Here is a 15,175-nt window from a genome sequence, read left to right as displayed (position 1 = left end):
TTTGGTCTACCTGGCCGGGACCGCTTCGAGTCCCTGCAGGAACGAGTACGTCGCGAGTCCTCCGGCGTGCTTCTTCCTCAGCTGCTTGAGCTCCTCCGAGACCTCGCCGAAGGCGGTCATGCGGTGGTCGTACGCGTACTTCTCGAAGAGAACCGCCCGCGCCGCCATCACATGCGTGTTGTGCTCGATCAGCCCGTCACCGCTCTGGTACGCCTCGTGCACCTGGCACTCGGTGCCTTCGGAGTCGAGGAACCAGTCGTAGCGAACGGTGTGCGTGTCCAACTCTTCGGTCAGCCGCATGATCTCGGCTGCCTGCGCCTTGAAGCCCTCCAGTTGACCTTCACGGATCTTCAGATGAGCGTGCACCTCGAAAGGACGGGCACCGCCCGCCGGTGCCGGCTGTTCGAGTCCTTGCAGGAACGAGAAGACGGCCGGTTCCGTTCCCGTTCGGGCTTCGACGAAGTCGACGAACTTCTGCGAAACCTCGCCGTACAGGGCCGACCGATGGTCGTACGCGAAGTCGCGGAAGAGGATCGTCCGCGCCTCCATGATGTGCATGTTGTGCTCGATCAGTCCCGGTTCGTCCGTGAACAGCTCGTGGGCCTCGCACTCGGTTCCGTCTTCGTTGACGAACCAGTCGCAACGAAGGGTGTGCGTGTCCTGCTCCCGGGTCAGCCGGAGGATGTCGGCCGCTTGGGCCTTCACCCCCTCGAGCTGACCTGGGCGAACCTTGATGTGAGCGATGACTTCCAGCTTCGCCATGACGTCCTCCCCTGCTCAAACGCTCTTCGGAACGTGACTGCTGTAGATCACCCGCATGATCTTGTGGCCGAAGTCGGCCGTCGGCTCGAACATGAGCGGGCATCCGCCGTCGATCACGGTGATGCCGTGCTGCCGCCCGTACTCGGTGGCGGCGCGCGAGACGCTGCCCGCGCCCGGGCCGCGGTGCATCCACACCTGCTTGATCCCGAGCTCGGCGCACTCGCGCATCGTGCCCTCGGCCCTCGAGGGCGCGGTCCCGATGACGACGGCGTCGACCCCTCCGGGGATGCTCTTCAGGTCGTGGTAGCTGCGGCCACCCTCGACCTCGTCGGTGTTGGGGTTGACCGCGAACACGTCGTACCCGCGCTCCCGCAGACGCTTGTACACGGTGTTGGACCCGTGCTCCTTGGGCTTGCGCGATACACCTGTCACCGCGATCCGCTTGTTCGCAAGGAACGCGGACACTGCTTCCTGCATCGTCGGCATGGTCGAACCTCCCGTCATACCGTGCTCGGAGCGTCGTGCGAGATCAGACCGAGTTGGGCCGCGACGGCCACGTTGTCGTAGTACAGGTTGTCGACCACGACCTTGCCGTCCCGGACGCGCACCAACTCCATCCCTTGGACTTCTACGTGTCGGCCGGTCGGCGGCAACTCGGTGCCGTCGGGCAGCACGACCGGACCGGTGTGCGTTCCGACGAACACGAATTCGTCCGCGAACGCGTCACCCTCCTCGACGTAGCTGATATAGCGGTGGGCGAGATCCGAGAACGCGCCCAGTTCCTTGGCCAGACGGTCGCGGATCGCGTTTCGGCCCCTGAAGGTGCCGTCCGGCATCAGCTGTACGGCGTCCTCGGCGCACAGCTCCATCACACCGTCGAGATCGCCTTTGTTGTACAACTCGATGTACTCCTCCAGGAGACCTCTGTAGTTCTCCATGGCCCTCTCCTCCTTCTGGCCCTACTCAACGGATCGTTGTCTTCGCGACCGTGTCGAGGCAGGGCCGAAGGGCACCTTCGCTCACAGGACCCTCGTCCCCGCCCGGACAGGTCCGTCGCCCCTGTCCGGGACCGCCCGGACAGGTGTCAGATGGGCGTCGCGTGCCTTCGTCCCGAAGGGATCGCCGGGTTCAACGCCGCAACAGGCCCACCTTGTACGCGGTGGCGACCGCGGCGACTCGGTCTTTCACCTCGAGCTTCGCGTAGATGTGGTTGAGGTGGGTCCGTTCGTACCGGCGATGCCGAAGATCTCGCCGCGGTCCACCGTCAGCGAGAGGCGATCGACCGCTGTCCTCGACTTGTACGTGTTGCGGAGATTCTCGATCTCGATCACTGTCATGGATCGAGAATCCCGGCCCGGGCCGGTCCCCCACATCAACCGATCGGTCGATGCTAGGAGTCGAGGAGACGGTGGGCGTGGTTGTGGACGGCGGTGCGTAGTTCGGGTGGGTCGAGGATCTTGAAAGGCCAGTAGAGGCGGGTGACCTGGGCGACGAGGGGGCCTAGCTCGTCGGCGGCGACGCGGAGCTCGCAGGTGGTGGCATCGATTGGCTCGACCACTCCCTGGTGCGGCGGTATCGCCTTGCTCACCGTCTCGGCGTCCGCGTGTACGCGGATCCGGGCGACGATGTCCCAGGGCGCCACTCCGGTGCCTTCGGCAACGAGCTTGACCGGGTCGGGTGGGTCGTCGAACCGGTAGCGCGCGCCGGTCAGCACGGGGTGGGCGATGCGGTCGACGCGGAAGGTCCGCCAGGCCTGCCGATCGCGGTCGCGGGCGACGAGGTACCAGCGCCGGCCGGTGTGCACGATCTGCAGCGGCTCAACGCTGCGCTCGGACTCGGCGCCGTCGTGGGTGTGGTAGCGGAACCGGATCCCTTCGACATCACGGCACCCGGCCGCGAGCGTGACCAGAACCTCGCCATCGACGGTCGGCAGCTCGCCCTGGGGCAACTGGGTGGTGTGCGCACCGAGCGCCGCGACCTGCGCGCGTAACCGGGCGGGCAGCACCTGATGGAGTTTGGCCAGCGCGGAGATCGCCGCCTGCTCCACCCCCGACACCGTCGTGGTCGTCGCGACGCGCAGGCCGACGGCGATCGCCACCGCCTCCTCGTCCTCGAGCAGCAGCGGTGGTAGCCGGCCGCCGGGTCCGAGGCGGTAGCCACCACCGATCCCGGCTTCGGCGTCGACCGGGTAGCCGAGTGATCGGAGCCGGGTGACGTCACGCCGTACGGTGCGGGGCGTGACATCGAGCCTTGTCGCCAGTTCGGCACCGTCCCACTGGGGGCGCGACTGGAGCAAGGACAGCAGGCGGAGCAACCGGGCCGCGGTATCCATGGTCCGGCCATTCTGCCTCGACCTGCGGACCGATTCTGTCCGCAGGCCGTTCTACGGTGACGTCATGGCCACGACGCTGAAGCAGAACCTCCTGGACCTGTCCGACTTCGCCTGGCAGCGGCTGCGCGGCCGGGTGGAGGGCCTGACCGACGAGGAGTACTTCTGGGAGCCGTTCGACGGCTGCTGGACGGTCCGGAAGACCGCGGCGGGCTTCTCCGCGGACTGGGCCTGGATCCCCCCGGAGCCGGCGCCGTTCACCACCCTCGCGTGGCGGATCACCCATATCGTCGACATCCTGCAGGAGGAGCGCACCGCCACCTGGCTCGGACACGAACCGGCGGCCGGCGACGGCGAACCGCCGGTGCCGGAATCGGCCGAGGCCGCCCTGGCAGCGCTCGATCACGCGTACGACGTCTGGCGCCGACGCGTTGCCGCACTCAGCCAGGACGATCTCGACCGGCCGATGGGTGAGATCGCCGGTCCGTGGGCCGAGCACGACGGCACCGCGTTCGCCCTGCACATCCTGGACGAACTCATCCACCACGGCGCGGAGGTGGGCACCGTCCGCGATTTCTACCGCGGGGTGCGAGCCGAGGACCCCTTCGCCGCCGCCCTGGCCGGTGAGGTCACACCGGCTGAGCGCCCGGCCCTGCTCGCCGAAGCTGCCGCGGCCCAGCGATGGGATGCCGTTCCGAAGCTCGCCGGCCTGGGCTTCGGCATCAACGAGCGGACCGCGGATGGAGTCTCCGCGGCGCACCTGGCCGCGGGAACCGGCTCGCTGGACACGTTGCGGTTCCTGGTGGAGCGCGGCGCGGACCTGTCGGCGACCGATCCCCGGTTCGGCGCCGACGTACTCGGCTGGGCGAAATGGTTCAAGCAGCCGGAGATCGTCGAGTACTTGGAAACGCTCTGATCAGGGCACGAAGGCCCGTTGGGAGCGGTGGCGGAAGTCGCGGGGCGAGAGTTGGTGGGCTGTGGTGAAGCAGCGAGTGAAGTAGGACTGGCTGCTGAAGCCGCAGCGGGTGGCGATGGTTGCCACCGGGGCGTTCGTTGCCGCTAGCAAAGAAGCGGCATGCTCGAGGCGGAGGTCGGCGACGAAGGCTGTCGGCGTCACGCCGTACGTCGAACGCATCGAGCGGGACAGATGTGCCGGGCTGACACCGGCCAGTTCGAGGAGACGTGGGACTCCGCCGCGGAGGTTGTCCTCGGCACGCATCGCCGTACAGGCCTTGGCGAGCCAGCTGGGTGTGCCCGGACCGGCTGTCTCGTCCGTGGGTGCCAGCAGCTCGAGGAGATCAATCCAGAAGCGGACCAGGTCGTACGGGCCTGGCTGGTCTTGGAAGCGTTCCAGTGCGCGGTCGAAGACGGCGATCGCCTCAGTAGCGCGGAAGGTGACAGGCCACCGCGCCGACGCCCAGCTCGCGGTCGGGTTGGTCCGGGTCAGGTCCAGAAACCCCAGCCAGGCAGAGCTCGGAAAGGCCACGTTGACGAACTCCAGCCCGTCGGGAGCCGAGCCCCGAACGGCGTGCCGGTCGCTCGGCCGGACCAGGACCACGTCCCCGGCCCGGAGCCGCTCGACGCCGGTAGGCAGCAGGTGTTCGCCGCTCCCGGATACGACGCCCATGAACTCGTGGAAGTCCGCATGCGTGTGCAACTCGGTATCGCGGGCGCGGGCCGGGATCCGCACCCGGGCGGCGTGATACGGCCGGCCGAACGCGTGCGACTCGAACCGCAGTGCCTGTTCCACATCAACACGCTACAAGTTCTCGTCAGCTCGCTGCTAGCAGGCAACTGCGGCAACCCAGCAGCATGAAGCCATGTACGAGACCGACGGTTACGTCATCTTCCGCAATGTCATCGACGAACAGCTGATCAAGGAAGTGAACGACCATGTCGAATGGTTGCAGGCCCGGCATCCCGACGTACGGCCCGAGCAGCTCGGGCACATCTACCTGCGCGACGATCCGTTCTGGGTCCGGCTGATCAGTGACGAGCGACTGCTCGACATCGCGGAACAGTTCGTCGGGCCGGACCTGGCGCTGTTCGCATCGCACTACATCTCCAAGCCGCCGTACTCGGGCCAGCCGGTGCTGTGGCACCAGGACGCCGCGTTCTGGCCGCTCGACCCGATGAACGTGGTGACGCTGTGGCTGGCCGTCGACCACTCGACGCCGGAGAACGGCTGCGTACGGGTGATCCCCGGGAGTCATCGATCCGGCGTCTCCGGAATGCGGGACAACACCGAGGTCGAGAGCGTCCTCGGCAAGGAGATCGCCGTCGAGGTCGACGAGTCGGCGGCGGTCGACATGGTGCTGGCGCCTGGCGACGTCGAGGTGCACCACCCGAACATCGTGCACGGGAGCAACGCGAACACCTCACCGAACCGGCGCTGCGGCCTGACGATCCGGTACATCCCAACCTCGACGCGGATCACCGATCCCGAGGTGCCGTACCCGAGCGCCTTCCACCTGCGCGGCGAGCCGGGCGTGAACAGCTACCAGCCACGGCCGACGTACGTCGAGGGCCGCCACTTCTCCTTCACCGGCAGCAGCGAGTGGGGCTGACGCAGACAAGAGCCCGCCCCGGCCAGGTGGCCGGGGCGGGCTGTGCGAATGCCTACTCGAGGCAGATTCTGAACGGGTGTCCCGCGGGATCGGCGTAGATACGCCAGCCGCGGGCGTTGTCGGCGGGTGGTGGGTCCAGGGGGTCGAGCGGCTCGGCCCCGAGCGCGACCACGGTGGCGTGGCCGCTGGACAGATCCTCGACGATCAGGTCGAGGTGGAGATCCTGCGCGTCGGTGCCGGGCCACGTGGCCGGCACGTACTCCTCCGAGCGCCGGAAGGCCAGCGTCGAGAACCCGAGCGACGAGCCGGGGCCGGTCAGGCTCCGCCAGTCGTCGTCACCGCTCTCGTCGATGTCCAGGCCCAGCAGCGCCGAGTAGAACTGGGCTAGCTCGAGTGGGTCCAGGCAATCCAGCACCACCGAGCCGAGCCGCCCGGCAGTACTGCCCGGCTGCTCTGCCACCTGCGTCATCTGTCCTCCAACTTCTGTTCATGACTGCCTGCCCGTGTCGGGGCAGGACCGGCCAGGGCCCATCTGGTCGGAAGGCCCGGCCGCCTACGATGACAGGTCGGACGGACAGTTCGCATCTTTCGACACGCCTTCTTGACCTGTCAGCCGGTCGCGGACAGTGAACGAGCGCCAGGATTACCGGTGTACATCGCTCACGGTGGTAGCACGGCGGCGCTCGGAGAGCTTGCGGATCTTCGCCCGGGTGCCACAGTCCTCCATGGCGCACCAGCGGCGCGAACGGTTCCGGCTGCGGTCGAGGAAGAGCCAGCCACAGCCGCCCTCGCCGACCGGACAGGTCCGCAGTTGCCGCAGCTCGACCGACCGCACCAAGTCGACCGTCGCGAACACCAGCCGATCCGGGATCATCAACGCCGGCGCCGTGCCGACACGCAGGTCGGCAACCCCCGGACCGGCGGCCTTCGCGACCAGCATCGACCGGGCCGCGGCGGCGGCCCAGCGCAGCATCAGCCGTTCATACGTTGATTCCTGACCGGTCTCCGCCGGCACCGGTACGGCGTCGGCGGCGCGCGGAGCCAGGACGCGATAGGCCGCCTCCCGGATCTCGCCGGTCGCGCGCAACGCCTTCGCGGCGAGGTCCGGCGCGCTCTGCCAGACCGCGGCGATCGCCTCGCCCTCGGCCGGATCGACGAGCTCGATCCGGAGGCTCCAGGCGAGCAGCTCGGCGGGCCGTCTCAGATAGTCGTAAACGTCGAGACGGCCGGGAACGCGCGGCGTTACGGTGTTCACGAGGTCCAGGGCGGGATGCCCACCGACAATCCTGAACTCGTCGCGAAAACTGTCGGTCATGGATGAGACGCTACCACCATACAGCCATTCACTGGAATCACAGGTGAGGTCATGCCCATCACATCCCGCCGGGCCAACGCGGCCCTGCTCATGCTCGCGCTCAGCACCTTCTCCTACGTGACCATCGAAGTCCTGCCGATCGGCCTGCTCACCGTCATCGCCGCCGACCTCGGCCGGTCCCGCTCCGAGGTCGGCCTCCTGGTGACCGGGTACGCCGCGGTCGTGGTGGTCGCCTCGATCCCGCTCGCCCGGCTCACCCTCCGGCTCCCCCGCCGGCTCGTGCTGGGCAGCACGCTGGGCGTCCTGACCGTGTCCACCGCGCTCTCCGCGCTCGCACCGACGTACGAGATCCTCTTCGCGAGCCGGCTGGTCACGGCGCTGTCGCAGTCGCTGTTCTGGGCGATCGCGCCGCCGATCGCGACCAGTCTGTTCCCACCGCAGGTCCGCGGCCGCGTGGTGGCCCGCCTCGCGATCGGCACCGCACTCGCGCCCGTCCTCGGCATCCCGCTCGGCACCTGGCTCGGCGAACAGGCCGGCTGGCGGGTCCCGCTCGCCGTGATGGCCGGGCTCGGCGCACTCGCCTGCGCGGGGATCGCGTGGCTGCTCCCGGCCGCCGGGGGCCGCAACGGCGCCACCGGTCTCGGCAGCTCGCCGGACCTGCGTCGCTACGTCGTGATCCTCGCCAGCTCTGCGATCGGCGTGACGGGCTTCCTGACGTTCAACACCTATGTCACGCCGTTCCTGCTGGACATCACCGGCCTGCCCCGGGATGCCCTTGGCCCGATGCTGCTCGCCAGTGGAGTGGGCGGCCTGGCCGGAACGCTGATCGTGGGCCGGATCCTCGACCGGTACCCGTGGGGATCGGTGGTCGTCTCGTACGCCCTCCTCAGCTGTGCGCTCGCGGGCCTCTACGTCTTCGGTGGCCACCTGGTGGCCACGATTTCTCTGATCGCCGTGACCGGTCTTGCCTTCAGCGGGATGGCCGTAGCGGTGCAGAACCGAACGCTGCTGGTGGCACCCGGCAGCACCGATCTCGCCTCGGCCGGCACGAGCTCCGCCTTCAACGTCGGCATCGCGGCGGGCGCCTTCGTCGGTGGTGCGCTGATCGACGGCGCCGGTGTGCGCAGCGTGGCCCTGATCGGCGCCCTGCTGGCCGCTGCGGCGGTCCTGACCCTTCTCTGCGAGCCGGTGCTGGCTCGGCGCCGGGTGGCGGTGGCAGAGTGCGAACATGAGCGACCTGGGCGACAGGTTTGTGAAGAGGCGGCATGACCCGCCGACGGGGTTCTTCGAGGTCGAAGCGGCCGGCCTGCGGTGGCTCGCCGTACCCGGTGGTGCACTGGTCGCGGAGCCGCTCGACGTCTCCCCCGGCCAGCTGAGCACGGCCCGACTCGACATCGTTCCGCCGACCGGTGCCGCGGCTGACGAGTTCGGCCGGCGGCTCGCCGTCACGCACAACGCCGGCGCTCGGCACTTCGGCGTACCGCCGGACGGCTGGGACGGTGACGGGTACATCGGGACGATCAGACTGCCGCATGCGGTGGAGCCGCTGAAGTCATGGGGTGGGTTCTACGCGAATCTGCGGCTGCGGCCGTACGTACGGACGGCGTACCAGCAGGGCACGATCGACGGGCACCAACTGCAGGTGTTCGAGCGGGTGTGCATCCGATTGGAGGCCGGAGAGTACGACGACCCGTCCGACGAGCCGAGCCGGATCCACGGCGACCTGTGGTCGGGGAACGTGGTGTGGGCGAAGGGCGGCGTACATCTGGTCGATCCGGCCGCGCACGGCGGTCACCGAGAGACAGATCTCGCCATGCTCGGCCTCTTCGGGCTACCGCAGCTCGAGCGGGTGCTGCGCGCGTACGACGAGGCGCACCCGCTCGCGGACGGCTGGCGCGACCGGGTCGGACTGCACCGTCTGCACCCCCTCTTGACTCACGTAGTCATGTTCGGTGGAAGCTACGTTCCACAAGCCATTGCGATGGCTCACAAGTACGGCTGAGTCACGACCTCCGGAGGCCACCCTGATCCCCCAGCCCGTCACACAGACCGCTCTGCAAGGCCAGACCTTCACGTTGCAGTCCTCTGCGACCGTAGGAGTGGTCACCCCGTCCGAGGCCGCCAGCAGGGTCGCCGACCAGTTCGCCGCCCGGCTGCGCCTCTCCACCGGCTTCCCACTGCCTGTCCAGCCAGGCGCCGGCACCATCACGCTCTCCACCGACGGACCGAGCTCTCTCGGCGCAGAGGGTTACGAGCTCCGCGTGGACGACTCGACCGTGACCATCACGGCAGCCACGCCAGAGGGCCTGTTCCGCGGTGTCACCACGCTCAGACAGCTCCTGCCTGCCAAGGCCGAAGCCGCCACGGAGCAAGCTGGCCCCTGGGAGATCGCCGGTACGACGATCTCCGACGCACCGCGCTACCCCTACCGCGGCGTCATGCTCGACGTCTCCCGGCATTTTTTCTCGGTCGCCGACGTCAAGCGGTACATCGACCTCGCGTCGCTCTACAAGCTCAACCGGCTCCACCTGCACCTGTCCGACGACCAGGGCTGGCGGATCCAGGTGGACTCCTGGCCGGAGCTGACGAAGTACGCCGCCGGCTCCGAGGTCGGCGGTGGGCCGGGTGGCCACTTCACGAAGGCGGACTTCGCCGAGCTCGTGATGTACGCCGCTGAGCGCTTCACGACCGTGGTCCCGGAGATCGACACCCCGGGACACACCAACGCGGCGCTGGCGTCGTACGCGGAGCTCAACGCCGACGGCGAGGCAACGCCGCTCTACACCGGCACCGAGGTGGGGTTCAGCTCGCTCACCGTGGACAAGGACCTCACCTACGAGTTCCTGGACGACGTGTTCCGGGAGGTGGCCGAGCAGACCCCCGGTGACGTCATTCACCTCGGTGGGGACGAGGCGCACTCGACTCCGCACTCGGACTACCTCACCTTCGTGCCGAAAGCGGCCGAACTGGTCGTCAAGCACGGCAAGCGGGTGATGGGCTGGCACGAGATCGCGGATGCCGACCTTCCGGCCGGGAGCATCGTGCAGTACTGGGGAACCGACGACGACCGGGCACAGGCGCTGGTCCGCAAGGGTGTGACGCAGGGGGCCGAGGTGGTGATGTCACCGGCCAACCGCGCGTACCTGGACATGAAGTACGACCAGGACACGCCCTATGGCCTGGACTGGGCCGGGCTGATCAGCGTGGAGAAGTCCTACAGCTGGGATCCGGCCACCCTGATCCCGGAGCTGCCTGAAAGCGCCGTGATCGGCGTGGAGGCGCCGCTCTGGACGGAGACGCTCGACAACATGGCCACGGTCGAGTTCATGGTGTTCCCCCGGCTACCAGGGGTCGCCGAGCTCGGCTGGTCACCCGCGTCCGCGCTGGAGTGGTCCACGTACAGGGACCGCCTCGCCGAGCAGGGTTCGCGGTGGGAGGTCCTCGGCGTGAACTTCTACCGCGCGCCGGAGATCGACTGGCGTTAGCGCTGCAGGATCCGGTCCAGTAGCCACGCTGTGGTCTGGTCCAGGTCCTGTTCGGCGACGGTGTGGTGCGTGGCGTCCGCGTCCGGGGCGTCGCGCACCTCCAGCCGGTAGACGTACCGATCCGGCTGGGGCCGCCCGGAACCCAGGTCGGCGGCGCCGAGGGCCTGTACGGCGGCCTCGAGCCGATCCGCGTCCGGCTCGGCACTCGTGTCGAGTTCGCCGTGTGCCATCAGGCCGGCGAAACCCCCGCTACGTGTGACTTTGACGATCAACCCAGCCTCCTTGCGGTTCACCCTTGCGTGCTGCGCAACGAATGTCCAGAGTCGCGCGACACGCCGGAAAACTCGATCAGAATCACGCGGCCATCACCCGGCGTACCGGTGAATGTCCTTCGTTGCCATCCCGGCGCAGGCGTGCGCGGCCGCGAATCAGCAGGTCGGCGCAGGGTTTCCGCCGCGGGCGGGCCGAGCGGGACCTGAATTCGCGCGGCCACGGAGCGTGGCGGGCGGCGACTGGCAGCGACACGTGTTCGTGGTCACCCCTTCCACAAGGCCACAGATCGGCTACAGTTATCGCGTTGCACTTTTGGACTCCCACTGACTTTCGCTGTGCTGCATGGCCGGTTCTGTCTTCTGGGGCCTTTCGGCGACACGTGGCTCATGAGGTGTGGGTCGCGGTTTGTTACAAGCCATCAAGGAGATAGACACAAATGGCTGTCGGTACTGTCAAGTGGTTCAACGCTGACAAGGGCTTCGGCTTCATCACCCCGGATGACGGTGGCGCGGACGTGTTCGCGCACTACTCGGCCATCCAGACCTCGGGCTTCCGCTCGCTGGACGAGAACCAGCGCGTCGAGTTCGAGATCACCCAGGGCCAGAAGGGCCTGCAGGCGGAGAACATCCGTCCGATCTGATCTTTGGATCACCCTTCTAGCAAGTGATCGAAGGGGCCGTGCACCACACCGGTGCACGGCCCCTTCGCCGTCCCGCCTGGGTCCGGCGTGCTAGCGCAGACGCGGAATGATGTCGGTGACGATCGTCTCCAGGGTGTCCTCGGAGCCGGCGTAGACGCCTTCGGGGCGGGGCCAGTGGGTGATGACGTCGGTGAAGCCGAGGGCGGCGGCGCGGCTGACGACATCTTCGAAGGCGTCGGGGCTGGACAGGGCGTAGCGGGCCGAGTCGAGCGCGAGGTAGCGGTCGAACGGGCGGCCCTCGAGGACGTCATCCACCCGGTGGCTGAGGTCGGTGACGGCGGCGAACCAGGTGTCGAAGTCCGGCGACTTCGGGCCGGTGGTGACCCAGCCGGCGCCGTACTGCACGGCCAGGCGGAGTGACCGCGGGCCGTTGGCCGCCATGATGAAGGGGACGCGTGGCTGCTGGATGCATCCTGGCAGCGTGCGGCCGTTGCGGGTCTCGAAGTACTCGCCCTTGAAGTCGACGCCGTCAGTCGTCAGCAACTTGTCCAGCAGCTCGACGAACTCCGCGAACCGGTCCACCTTCTGCCGCGGGCTCAGGTCCGGGCCGCCCTGGATGGTCGCGTCGAGGCTGCCGCCCGAACCGATGCCGCAGAGGAACCGCCCGTCGGAGACGTCGTCGATGGCGAGGATGTCGCGGGTCAGCGCGAGCGGGTGCCGGAAGTTCGGCGAGGTCACGAAAGTGCCGAGCTTGATCGTGTTCGTCGCCAGCGCGGCCGCCGTCAGCGTCGGCGTCGTCCCGTACCACGGCGAGTCCTGCAGGCCGCTCCAGGTCAGGTGGTCGTACGTCCACGCGTGGTCGAAGCCGTACTCCTCCGCCCGCCGCCACAACGGCGCGGCGTCCTTCCACCGGTACTCCGGCAGGATCGTGATCCCGAAGCGCATGCCCGCACCCTAGCCGCCGACCGGCACGCCGAGCGAATGTGGCCGAGACCACGATTGTTGCGTTTTGCCACGATCTTCGACACGGTCGTCAGGCAGTATCCCCGACCCAACAGAAACGGAGGCGCGCCGAAGCGAGGCGTGATATCACCTGTGGCGATCGAGATCGACAGCCCGGCAGAGACCACCGGCCACGCAGCACATCCCGCGATCGCACCACCCCCACCACCCGGCAGCGCTGGCCAAGGACCTGCGGACGGATCCCTTGATGCTGCGGCACGCGATCGGCTCGGAGGCGGTCGAGGCGGCAGTGGTCGAGGGTGTCAGCAACCACGGCGAGGACTTCTCGCTGGTCGTCAAACCCCCGGACGACTAGGGGTCTTGAAGGTGGCCAGGGAGCTCGTACCGATGCTCCCTAGCCACACCTTTCCGTCGCGTTCGCGGACGCCGGTGGGCATGTGGAAGCTGGGGTGCTTGGCGCGAAGGTCGTGGACCACCGTGCCGGTCTCGTCGTACGCCTGGATCTCGATGATGTCGGCTGCCTTGGGCTTCAGCGCGTCAGGTAGGGCCCAGACGCCCTTCCGCAGGACAGGATGCTTCGGCAGCAGCAGATCCAGCAGCGCGTTGCGTGGCGAGCCGACGGCGACCCAGATCAGTCCGTCCGAGCCGCGGGCGATGTTGTCCGGCAGTCCCGGGATCGAGGCGATCTGCTCAGGCTCGGCGTTGTCGACCGTGAGATCGAGCTTGAAGAGGCCGTAGGTGGCCGTCTCAGCCCAGAAGAGGGTACGGCGATCCGCACTGAGCGCGACGCCGTTCGGGAAGGCACGGCCGGTCGTCAGCCGGGTCACCACGCCGTCCGGGGTCAGCCGGTACACGCTGCCGGTCGCGGAGTGCTCGAGCAGATCCGCCATCCACTCGTCGATGCCGAACCGGGTCGACGAGTCGGTGAAGTAGATCGTGCCGTCCTCGGTCACGTCCGCGTTGTTGCAGAAGCGCATCGGCCGGCCGTCGATCTCGGCCACCAGGGTCGCGATCCGGCCGTCCTTGTCCATGGTCAGCAGACCGCGGTTGGCGTCGCAGATCAGCACCTTGCCGTCGGGCAGCCACTCCAGCCCGAGGGGACGGCCGCCGGTGTCGGCCAGTGTGGAGATCGTCTTGCCGTCGGCGCTGACCCGCAGGATCCGTCCGTCGTACAGACCGGTCAGGACGCTGCCGTCGTCGTCGATCAGCGTGTCCTCGGGGCCGTCCCCGGGCAACGCGACCGTTTCCACGTCGACGTTGTTGGGGTGCCGCACCGGCGGCGCGGGCGGAGGAGTCCAGCGAACGGGTGCGATCGACGACTTCATGCCGCAGACCTTAGCGCGCTGCATCCGGATGACCACAAGACGCCACAGCCCGGACCGATCCAGGATCGGTCCGGGCTGCGAACGTCGAACGTGTCTAGAAGATGACCTCGCCGCGGGCGCGCCGGGCGCGCAGCTTCTCCAAGGCCTCCTCGAGGATGTCGGCCGCCTCCTGCTCGGAGCGCCGTTCCTTCACGTAGGCCAGGTGGGTCTTGTAGGGCTCGATCTTCGGCGGCGGGGGCGGGTTGTTCACATCGGTGCTGGTCGGCAGACCGCACCGCGGACAGTCCCACGCCTCCGGAATCGACGCCTCGACCGCGAACACGGTCGCGGTCTCGTGCCCGTTGGCACAGAAGAACACGATGCGCTGCCGGGGCGCGGTGTCGCCGCGCTCCGCCTCGCCCATCGGGCCCGCACCGACCCGGCTGCCACGAATAGCGCTGCCACCACCAGCCACGGGAACCTACTCCCCTTCAGCCGAGCTTGTAGAGCAGGCCGAGCGCGACGATGGCGGCGAACCAGACCAGGCCGATGCCGACGGTGATCCGGTCCAGGTTCCGCTCGGCGACCGAGGAGCCGCCCAGGCTGGACGACACACCGCCGCCGAAGAGGTCCGACAGACCGCCACCGCGGCCTTTGTGCAGCAGCACGAGCAGCGTGAGCATGAGGCTGCAGATGATCACGACGATCGAGAAAGCGAGAATCACGAGGAGTAGCCTAACTGAAGGTCCAGGTAACGGCAGATTCCGGCGAATTCGTCCGCCTGGAGGCTCGCACCTCCGACCAGACAGCCGTCGACGTCCGGTTGGGCCATAATGCCACTTGCGCTGGCCATCTTCACCGATCCACCGTAAAGAATCCGTACCGAGTCGGCCACCGAGGGTGAGATCGTCTCCTCGATCCGGCCCCGGATCGCCGCGATGACCTCCTGTGCGTCCTCCGGAGTGGCCACCTCGCCGGTGCCGATCGCCCAGACCGGTTCGTAGGCGATGACGAGCTTGCGGATGTCGTCGGCCTTGATCCCGGCCAGCGCGCCGTCGATCTGCCCCAGGCAGTGGTCGACGTGACCCTCGGCCTTGCGGATCTCCAGGCCCTCGCCGACGCAGACGATCGGGACCAGGCCGGCCTCGAGCGCCTTGGCCGTCTTGGCGTTGACCAGCGCGTCGTCCTCGTTGTGGTACTGCCGGCGCTCGGAGTGACCGGTCAGCACGTAGGTGCAGCCGAGCTTGCTCAGCATCGCCGCCGAGATCTCGCCGGTGTAGGCCCCCGCGTCGTGCGTCGACACGTCCTGCGCGCCGTACTTGATCTTCATCCGGTCACCGTCGACCAGCGTCTGCACGCTGCGGATGTCGGTGAACGGCGGCAGCACCGCCACCTCGACCCGCTCGAAGTCGTGCTTCTTGTCCTGCAGCGTCCACGACAGCTTCTGCAGCAGGTGCACGGCCTCGACGTGGTTGAGGTTCATCTTCCAGTTGCCCGCCATCAACGGCGTACGGGCAGCTGTCGTGTCAGCCATGTG

20 protein-coding genes are annotated in these 15,175 nt (G+C 68.1%); 6 read left to right on the top strand and 14 right to left on the bottom strand.

Annotated features, from left to right (window positions below; translation table 11 throughout):
* Positions 1 to 6: 6 nt before the first annotated feature.
* The 5 genes from ACZ3HV_RS10935 to ACZ3HV_RS10915 all read right to left on the bottom strand — a co-directional run bounded on the left by ACZ3HV_RS10935 (position 7) and on the right by ACZ3HV_RS10915 (position 3,094).
* The gene (locus ACZ3HV_RS10935) at positions 7 to 762 is read right to left on the bottom strand and encodes a hypothetical protein (protein ID WP_465683088.1); all 756 of its coding nucleotides are present in this window, start codon (positions 760 to 762) and stop codon (positions 7 to 9) included.
* A 15-nt stretch (positions 763 to 777) separates the two neighbouring features.
* Positions 778 to 1,248, bottom strand: coding sequence for a CoA-binding protein (locus tag ACZ3HV_RS10930; RefSeq protein ID WP_465683087.1), 471 nt, complete (start codon positions 1,246 to 1,248; stop codon positions 778 to 780).
* Between the two features lie 14 nt (positions 1,249 to 1,262).
* On the bottom strand, positions 1,263 to 1,700 hold the full coding sequence (locus tag ACZ3HV_RS10925; RefSeq protein ID WP_465683085.1) for an ester cyclase: 438 nt from the start codon (positions 1,698 to 1,700) through the stop codon (positions 1,263 to 1,265).
* Positions 1,701 to 1,946: 246 nt separating this feature from the next.
* Positions 1,947 to 2,099 (bottom strand): hypothetical protein, encoded by a 153-nt coding sequence (locus ACZ3HV_RS10920; RefSeq protein WP_465683083.1) that lies wholly within the window; start codon positions 2,097 to 2,099, stop codon positions 1,947 to 1,949.
* A 53-nt stretch (positions 2,100 to 2,152) separates the two neighbouring features.
* Complete coding sequence (locus tag ACZ3HV_RS10915) at positions 2,153 to 3,094, bottom strand: helix-turn-helix transcriptional regulator (protein WP_465683081.1); 942 nt, start codon at positions 3,092 to 3,094, stop codon at positions 2,153 to 2,155.
* A 64-nt stretch (positions 3,095 to 3,158) separates the two neighbouring features.
* Here ACZ3HV_RS10915 and ACZ3HV_RS10910 point away from each other — a divergent pair, with 64 nt between their 5' ends.
* A complete protein-coding gene (locus ACZ3HV_RS10910) occupies positions 3,159 to 4,007 on the top strand; it encodes a DinB family protein (RefSeq protein ID WP_465683079.1) in 849 nt (282 codons plus the stop codon).
* Here ACZ3HV_RS10910 and ACZ3HV_RS10905 read toward each other — a convergent pair whose 3' ends face one another.
* Entirely contained in the window at positions 4,008 to 4,841 is an 834-nt protein-coding gene (locus tag ACZ3HV_RS10905; protein ID WP_465683077.1) for a helix-turn-helix transcriptional regulator, read from the bottom strand. It abuts the gene before it with no gap.
* Between the two features lie 70 nt (positions 4,842 to 4,911).
* Here ACZ3HV_RS10905 and ACZ3HV_RS10900 point away from each other — a divergent pair, with 70 nt between their 5' ends.
* Positions 4,912 to 5,658 (top strand): phytanoyl-CoA dioxygenase family protein, encoded by a 747-nt coding sequence (locus ACZ3HV_RS10900; RefSeq protein WP_360367763.1) that lies wholly within the window; start codon positions 4,912 to 4,914, stop codon positions 5,656 to 5,658.
* 52 nt (positions 5,659 to 5,710) lie between these two features.
* Here the strand turns inward: ACZ3HV_RS10900 and ACZ3HV_RS10895 are convergent, their stop codons facing one another.
* The gene (locus ACZ3HV_RS10895) at positions 5,711 to 6,127 is read right to left on the bottom strand and encodes a VOC family protein (protein WP_360367766.1); all 417 of its coding nucleotides are present in this window, start codon (positions 6,125 to 6,127) and stop codon (positions 5,711 to 5,713) included.
* 174 nt (positions 6,128 to 6,301) lie between these two features.
* Positions 6,302 to 6,973, bottom strand: coding sequence for a CGNR zinc finger domain-containing protein (locus tag ACZ3HV_RS10890; RefSeq protein ID WP_465683075.1), 672 nt, complete (start codon positions 6,971 to 6,973; stop codon positions 6,302 to 6,304).
* A 51-nt stretch (positions 6,974 to 7,024) separates the two neighbouring features.
* On the opposite strand from ACZ3HV_RS10890, the gene ACZ3HV_RS10885 reads away from it, so the two are divergent.
* Genes ACZ3HV_RS10885 through ACZ3HV_RS10875 form a run of 3 tightly spaced genes read left to right on the top strand, consistent with a single transcriptional unit; the run spans position 7,025 to position 10,458 of the window.
* Positions 7,025 to 8,242 carry an MFS transporter gene (locus ACZ3HV_RS10885; protein ID WP_465683073.1) on the top strand — a complete coding sequence of 406 codons (1,218 nt, stop codon included), beginning with the start codon at positions 7,025 to 7,027 and terminating at the stop codon, positions 8,240 to 8,242.
* The gene (locus ACZ3HV_RS10880; protein WP_465683071.1) at positions 8,202 to 8,975 is read left to right on the top strand and encodes a fructosamine kinase family protein; all 774 of its coding nucleotides are present in this window, start codon (positions 8,202 to 8,204) and stop codon (positions 8,973 to 8,975) included. Before ACZ3HV_RS10885 ends, ACZ3HV_RS10880 begins: the two co-directional genes overlap by 41 nt.
* On the top strand, positions 8,926 to 10,458 hold the full coding sequence (locus ACZ3HV_RS10875) for a beta-N-acetylhexosaminidase (protein ID WP_465683069.1): 1,533 nt from the start codon (positions 8,926 to 8,928) through the stop codon (positions 10,456 to 10,458). The genes ACZ3HV_RS10880 and ACZ3HV_RS10875 overlap by 50 nt, the downstream gene beginning before the upstream one ends.
* On the opposite strand, the gene ACZ3HV_RS10870 is transcribed toward ACZ3HV_RS10875, so the two are convergent.
* Positions 10,455 to 10,730 (bottom strand): protealysin inhibitor emfourin, encoded by a 276-nt coding sequence (locus tag ACZ3HV_RS10870; protein WP_465683067.1) that lies wholly within the window; start codon positions 10,728 to 10,730, stop codon positions 10,455 to 10,457. The genes ACZ3HV_RS10875 and ACZ3HV_RS10870 overlap by 4 nt on opposite strands.
* Before the next feature lie 437 nt (positions 10,731 to 11,167).
* Between ACZ3HV_RS10870 and ACZ3HV_RS10865 the strand changes: the two genes are divergently transcribed.
* Positions 11,168 to 11,371, top strand: a complete 204-nt coding sequence (locus tag ACZ3HV_RS10865) for a cold-shock protein (RefSeq protein ID WP_012921273.1) — start codon at positions 11,168 to 11,170, stop codon at positions 11,369 to 11,371.
* Positions 11,372 to 11,461: 90 nt separating this feature from the next.
* Here the strand turns inward: ACZ3HV_RS10865 and ACZ3HV_RS10860 are convergent, their stop codons facing one another.
* From ACZ3HV_RS10860 to tpiA, 5 genes are all read right to left on the bottom strand, one after another.
* Positions 11,462 to 12,316: an LLM class flavin-dependent oxidoreductase gene (locus ACZ3HV_RS10860; RefSeq protein WP_465683065.1), complete on the bottom strand. Its 855-nt coding sequence runs from the start codon at positions 12,314 to 12,316 to the stop codon at positions 11,462 to 11,464.
* A 353-nt stretch (positions 12,317 to 12,669) separates the two neighbouring features.
* Positions 12,670 to 13,659 carry an SMP-30/gluconolactonase/LRE family protein gene (locus tag ACZ3HV_RS10855; protein WP_465683063.1) on the bottom strand — a complete coding sequence of 330 codons (990 nt, stop codon included), beginning with the start codon at positions 13,657 to 13,659 and terminating at the stop codon, positions 12,670 to 12,672.
* 94 nt (positions 13,660 to 13,753) lie between these two features.
* Positions 13,754 to 14,113: an RNA polymerase-binding protein RbpA gene (locus ACZ3HV_RS10850; protein ID WP_465683061.1), complete on the bottom strand. Its 360-nt coding sequence runs from the start codon at positions 14,111 to 14,113 to the stop codon at positions 13,754 to 13,756.
* Positions 14,114 to 14,129: 16 nt separating this feature from the next.
* On the bottom strand, positions 14,130 to 14,363 hold the full coding sequence (secG, locus tag ACZ3HV_RS10845) for a preprotein translocase subunit SecG (RefSeq protein WP_360367798.1): 234 nt from the start codon (positions 14,361 to 14,363) through the stop codon (positions 14,130 to 14,132).
* The gene (gene tpiA / locus ACZ3HV_RS10840) at positions 14,360 to 15,172 is read right to left on the bottom strand and encodes a triose-phosphate isomerase (protein WP_465683059.1); all 813 of its coding nucleotides are present in this window, start codon (positions 15,170 to 15,172) and stop codon (positions 14,360 to 14,362) included. Before tpiA ends, secG begins: the two co-directional genes overlap by 4 nt.
* Between the last annotated feature and the right edge of the window lie 3 nt (positions 15,173 to 15,175).

The sequence above is a fragment of the Kribbella sp. NPDC020701 genome (genome assembly GCF_055562215.1).
Note: the sequence above shows the minus strand (reverse complement) of the source record. Positions and strands in the feature narration are given on the sequence as shown.

What these genes read in the sequence shown, in the direction of transcription:
- ACZ3HV_RS10935 (WP_465683088.1), bottom strand. Translation starts at nt 762, where the DNA reads ATGGCGAAGCTGGAAGTCATCGCTCACATCAAGGTTCGCCCAGGTCAG.
- ACZ3HV_RS10930 (WP_465683087.1), bottom strand. Translation starts at nt 1,248, where the DNA reads ATGCCGACGATGCAGGAAGCAGTGTCCGCGTTCCTTGCGAACAAGCGG.
- ACZ3HV_RS10925 (WP_465683085.1), bottom strand. Translation starts at nt 1,700, where the DNA reads ATGGAGAACTACAGAGGTCTCCTGGAGGAGTACATCGAGTTGTACAAC.
- ACZ3HV_RS10920 (WP_465683083.1), bottom strand. Translation starts at nt 2,099, where the DNA reads ATGACAGTGATCGAGATCGAGAATCTCCGCAACACGTACAAGTCGAGG.
- ACZ3HV_RS10915 (WP_465683081.1), bottom strand. Translation starts at nt 3,094, where the DNA reads ATGGATACCGCGGCCCGGTTGCTCCGCCTGCTGTCCTTGCTCCAGTCG.
- ACZ3HV_RS10910 (WP_465683079.1), top strand. Translation starts at nt 3,159, where the DNA reads ATGGCCACGACGCTGAAGCAGAACCTCCTGGACCTGTCCGACTTCGCC.
- ACZ3HV_RS10900 (WP_360367763.1), top strand. Translation starts at nt 4,912, where the DNA reads ATGTACGAGACCGACGGTTACGTCATCTTCCGCAATGTCATCGACGAA.
- ACZ3HV_RS10895 (WP_360367766.1), bottom strand. Translation starts at nt 6,127, where the DNA reads ATGACGCAGGTGGCAGAGCAGCCGGGCAGTACTGCCGGGCGGCTCGGC.
- ACZ3HV_RS10890 (WP_465683075.1), bottom strand. Translation starts at nt 6,973, where the DNA reads ATGACCGACAGTTTTCGCGACGAGTTCAGGATTGTCGGTGGGCATCCC.
- ACZ3HV_RS10885 (WP_465683073.1), top strand. Translation starts at nt 7,025, where the DNA reads ATGCCCATCACATCCCGCCGGGCCAACGCGGCCCTGCTCATGCTCGCG.
- ACZ3HV_RS10880 (WP_465683071.1), top strand. Translation starts at nt 8,202, where the DNA reads ATGAGCGACCTGGGCGACAGGTTTGTGAAGAGGCGGCATGACCCGCCG.
- ACZ3HV_RS10865 (WP_012921273.1), top strand. Translation starts at nt 11,168, where the DNA reads ATGGCTGTCGGTACTGTCAAGTGGTTCAACGCTGACAAGGGCTTCGGC.
- ACZ3HV_RS10860 (WP_465683065.1), bottom strand. Translation starts at nt 12,316, where the DNA reads ATGCGCTTCGGGATCACGATCCTGCCGGAGTACCGGTGGAAGGACGCC.
- ACZ3HV_RS10855 (WP_465683063.1), bottom strand. Translation starts at nt 13,659, where the DNA reads ATGAAGTCGTCGATCGCACCCGTTCGCTGGACTCCTCCGCCCGCGCCG.
- tpiA (WP_465683059.1), bottom strand. Translation starts at nt 15,172, where the DNA reads ATGGCTGACACGACAGCTGCCCGTACGCCGTTGATGGCGGGCAACTGG.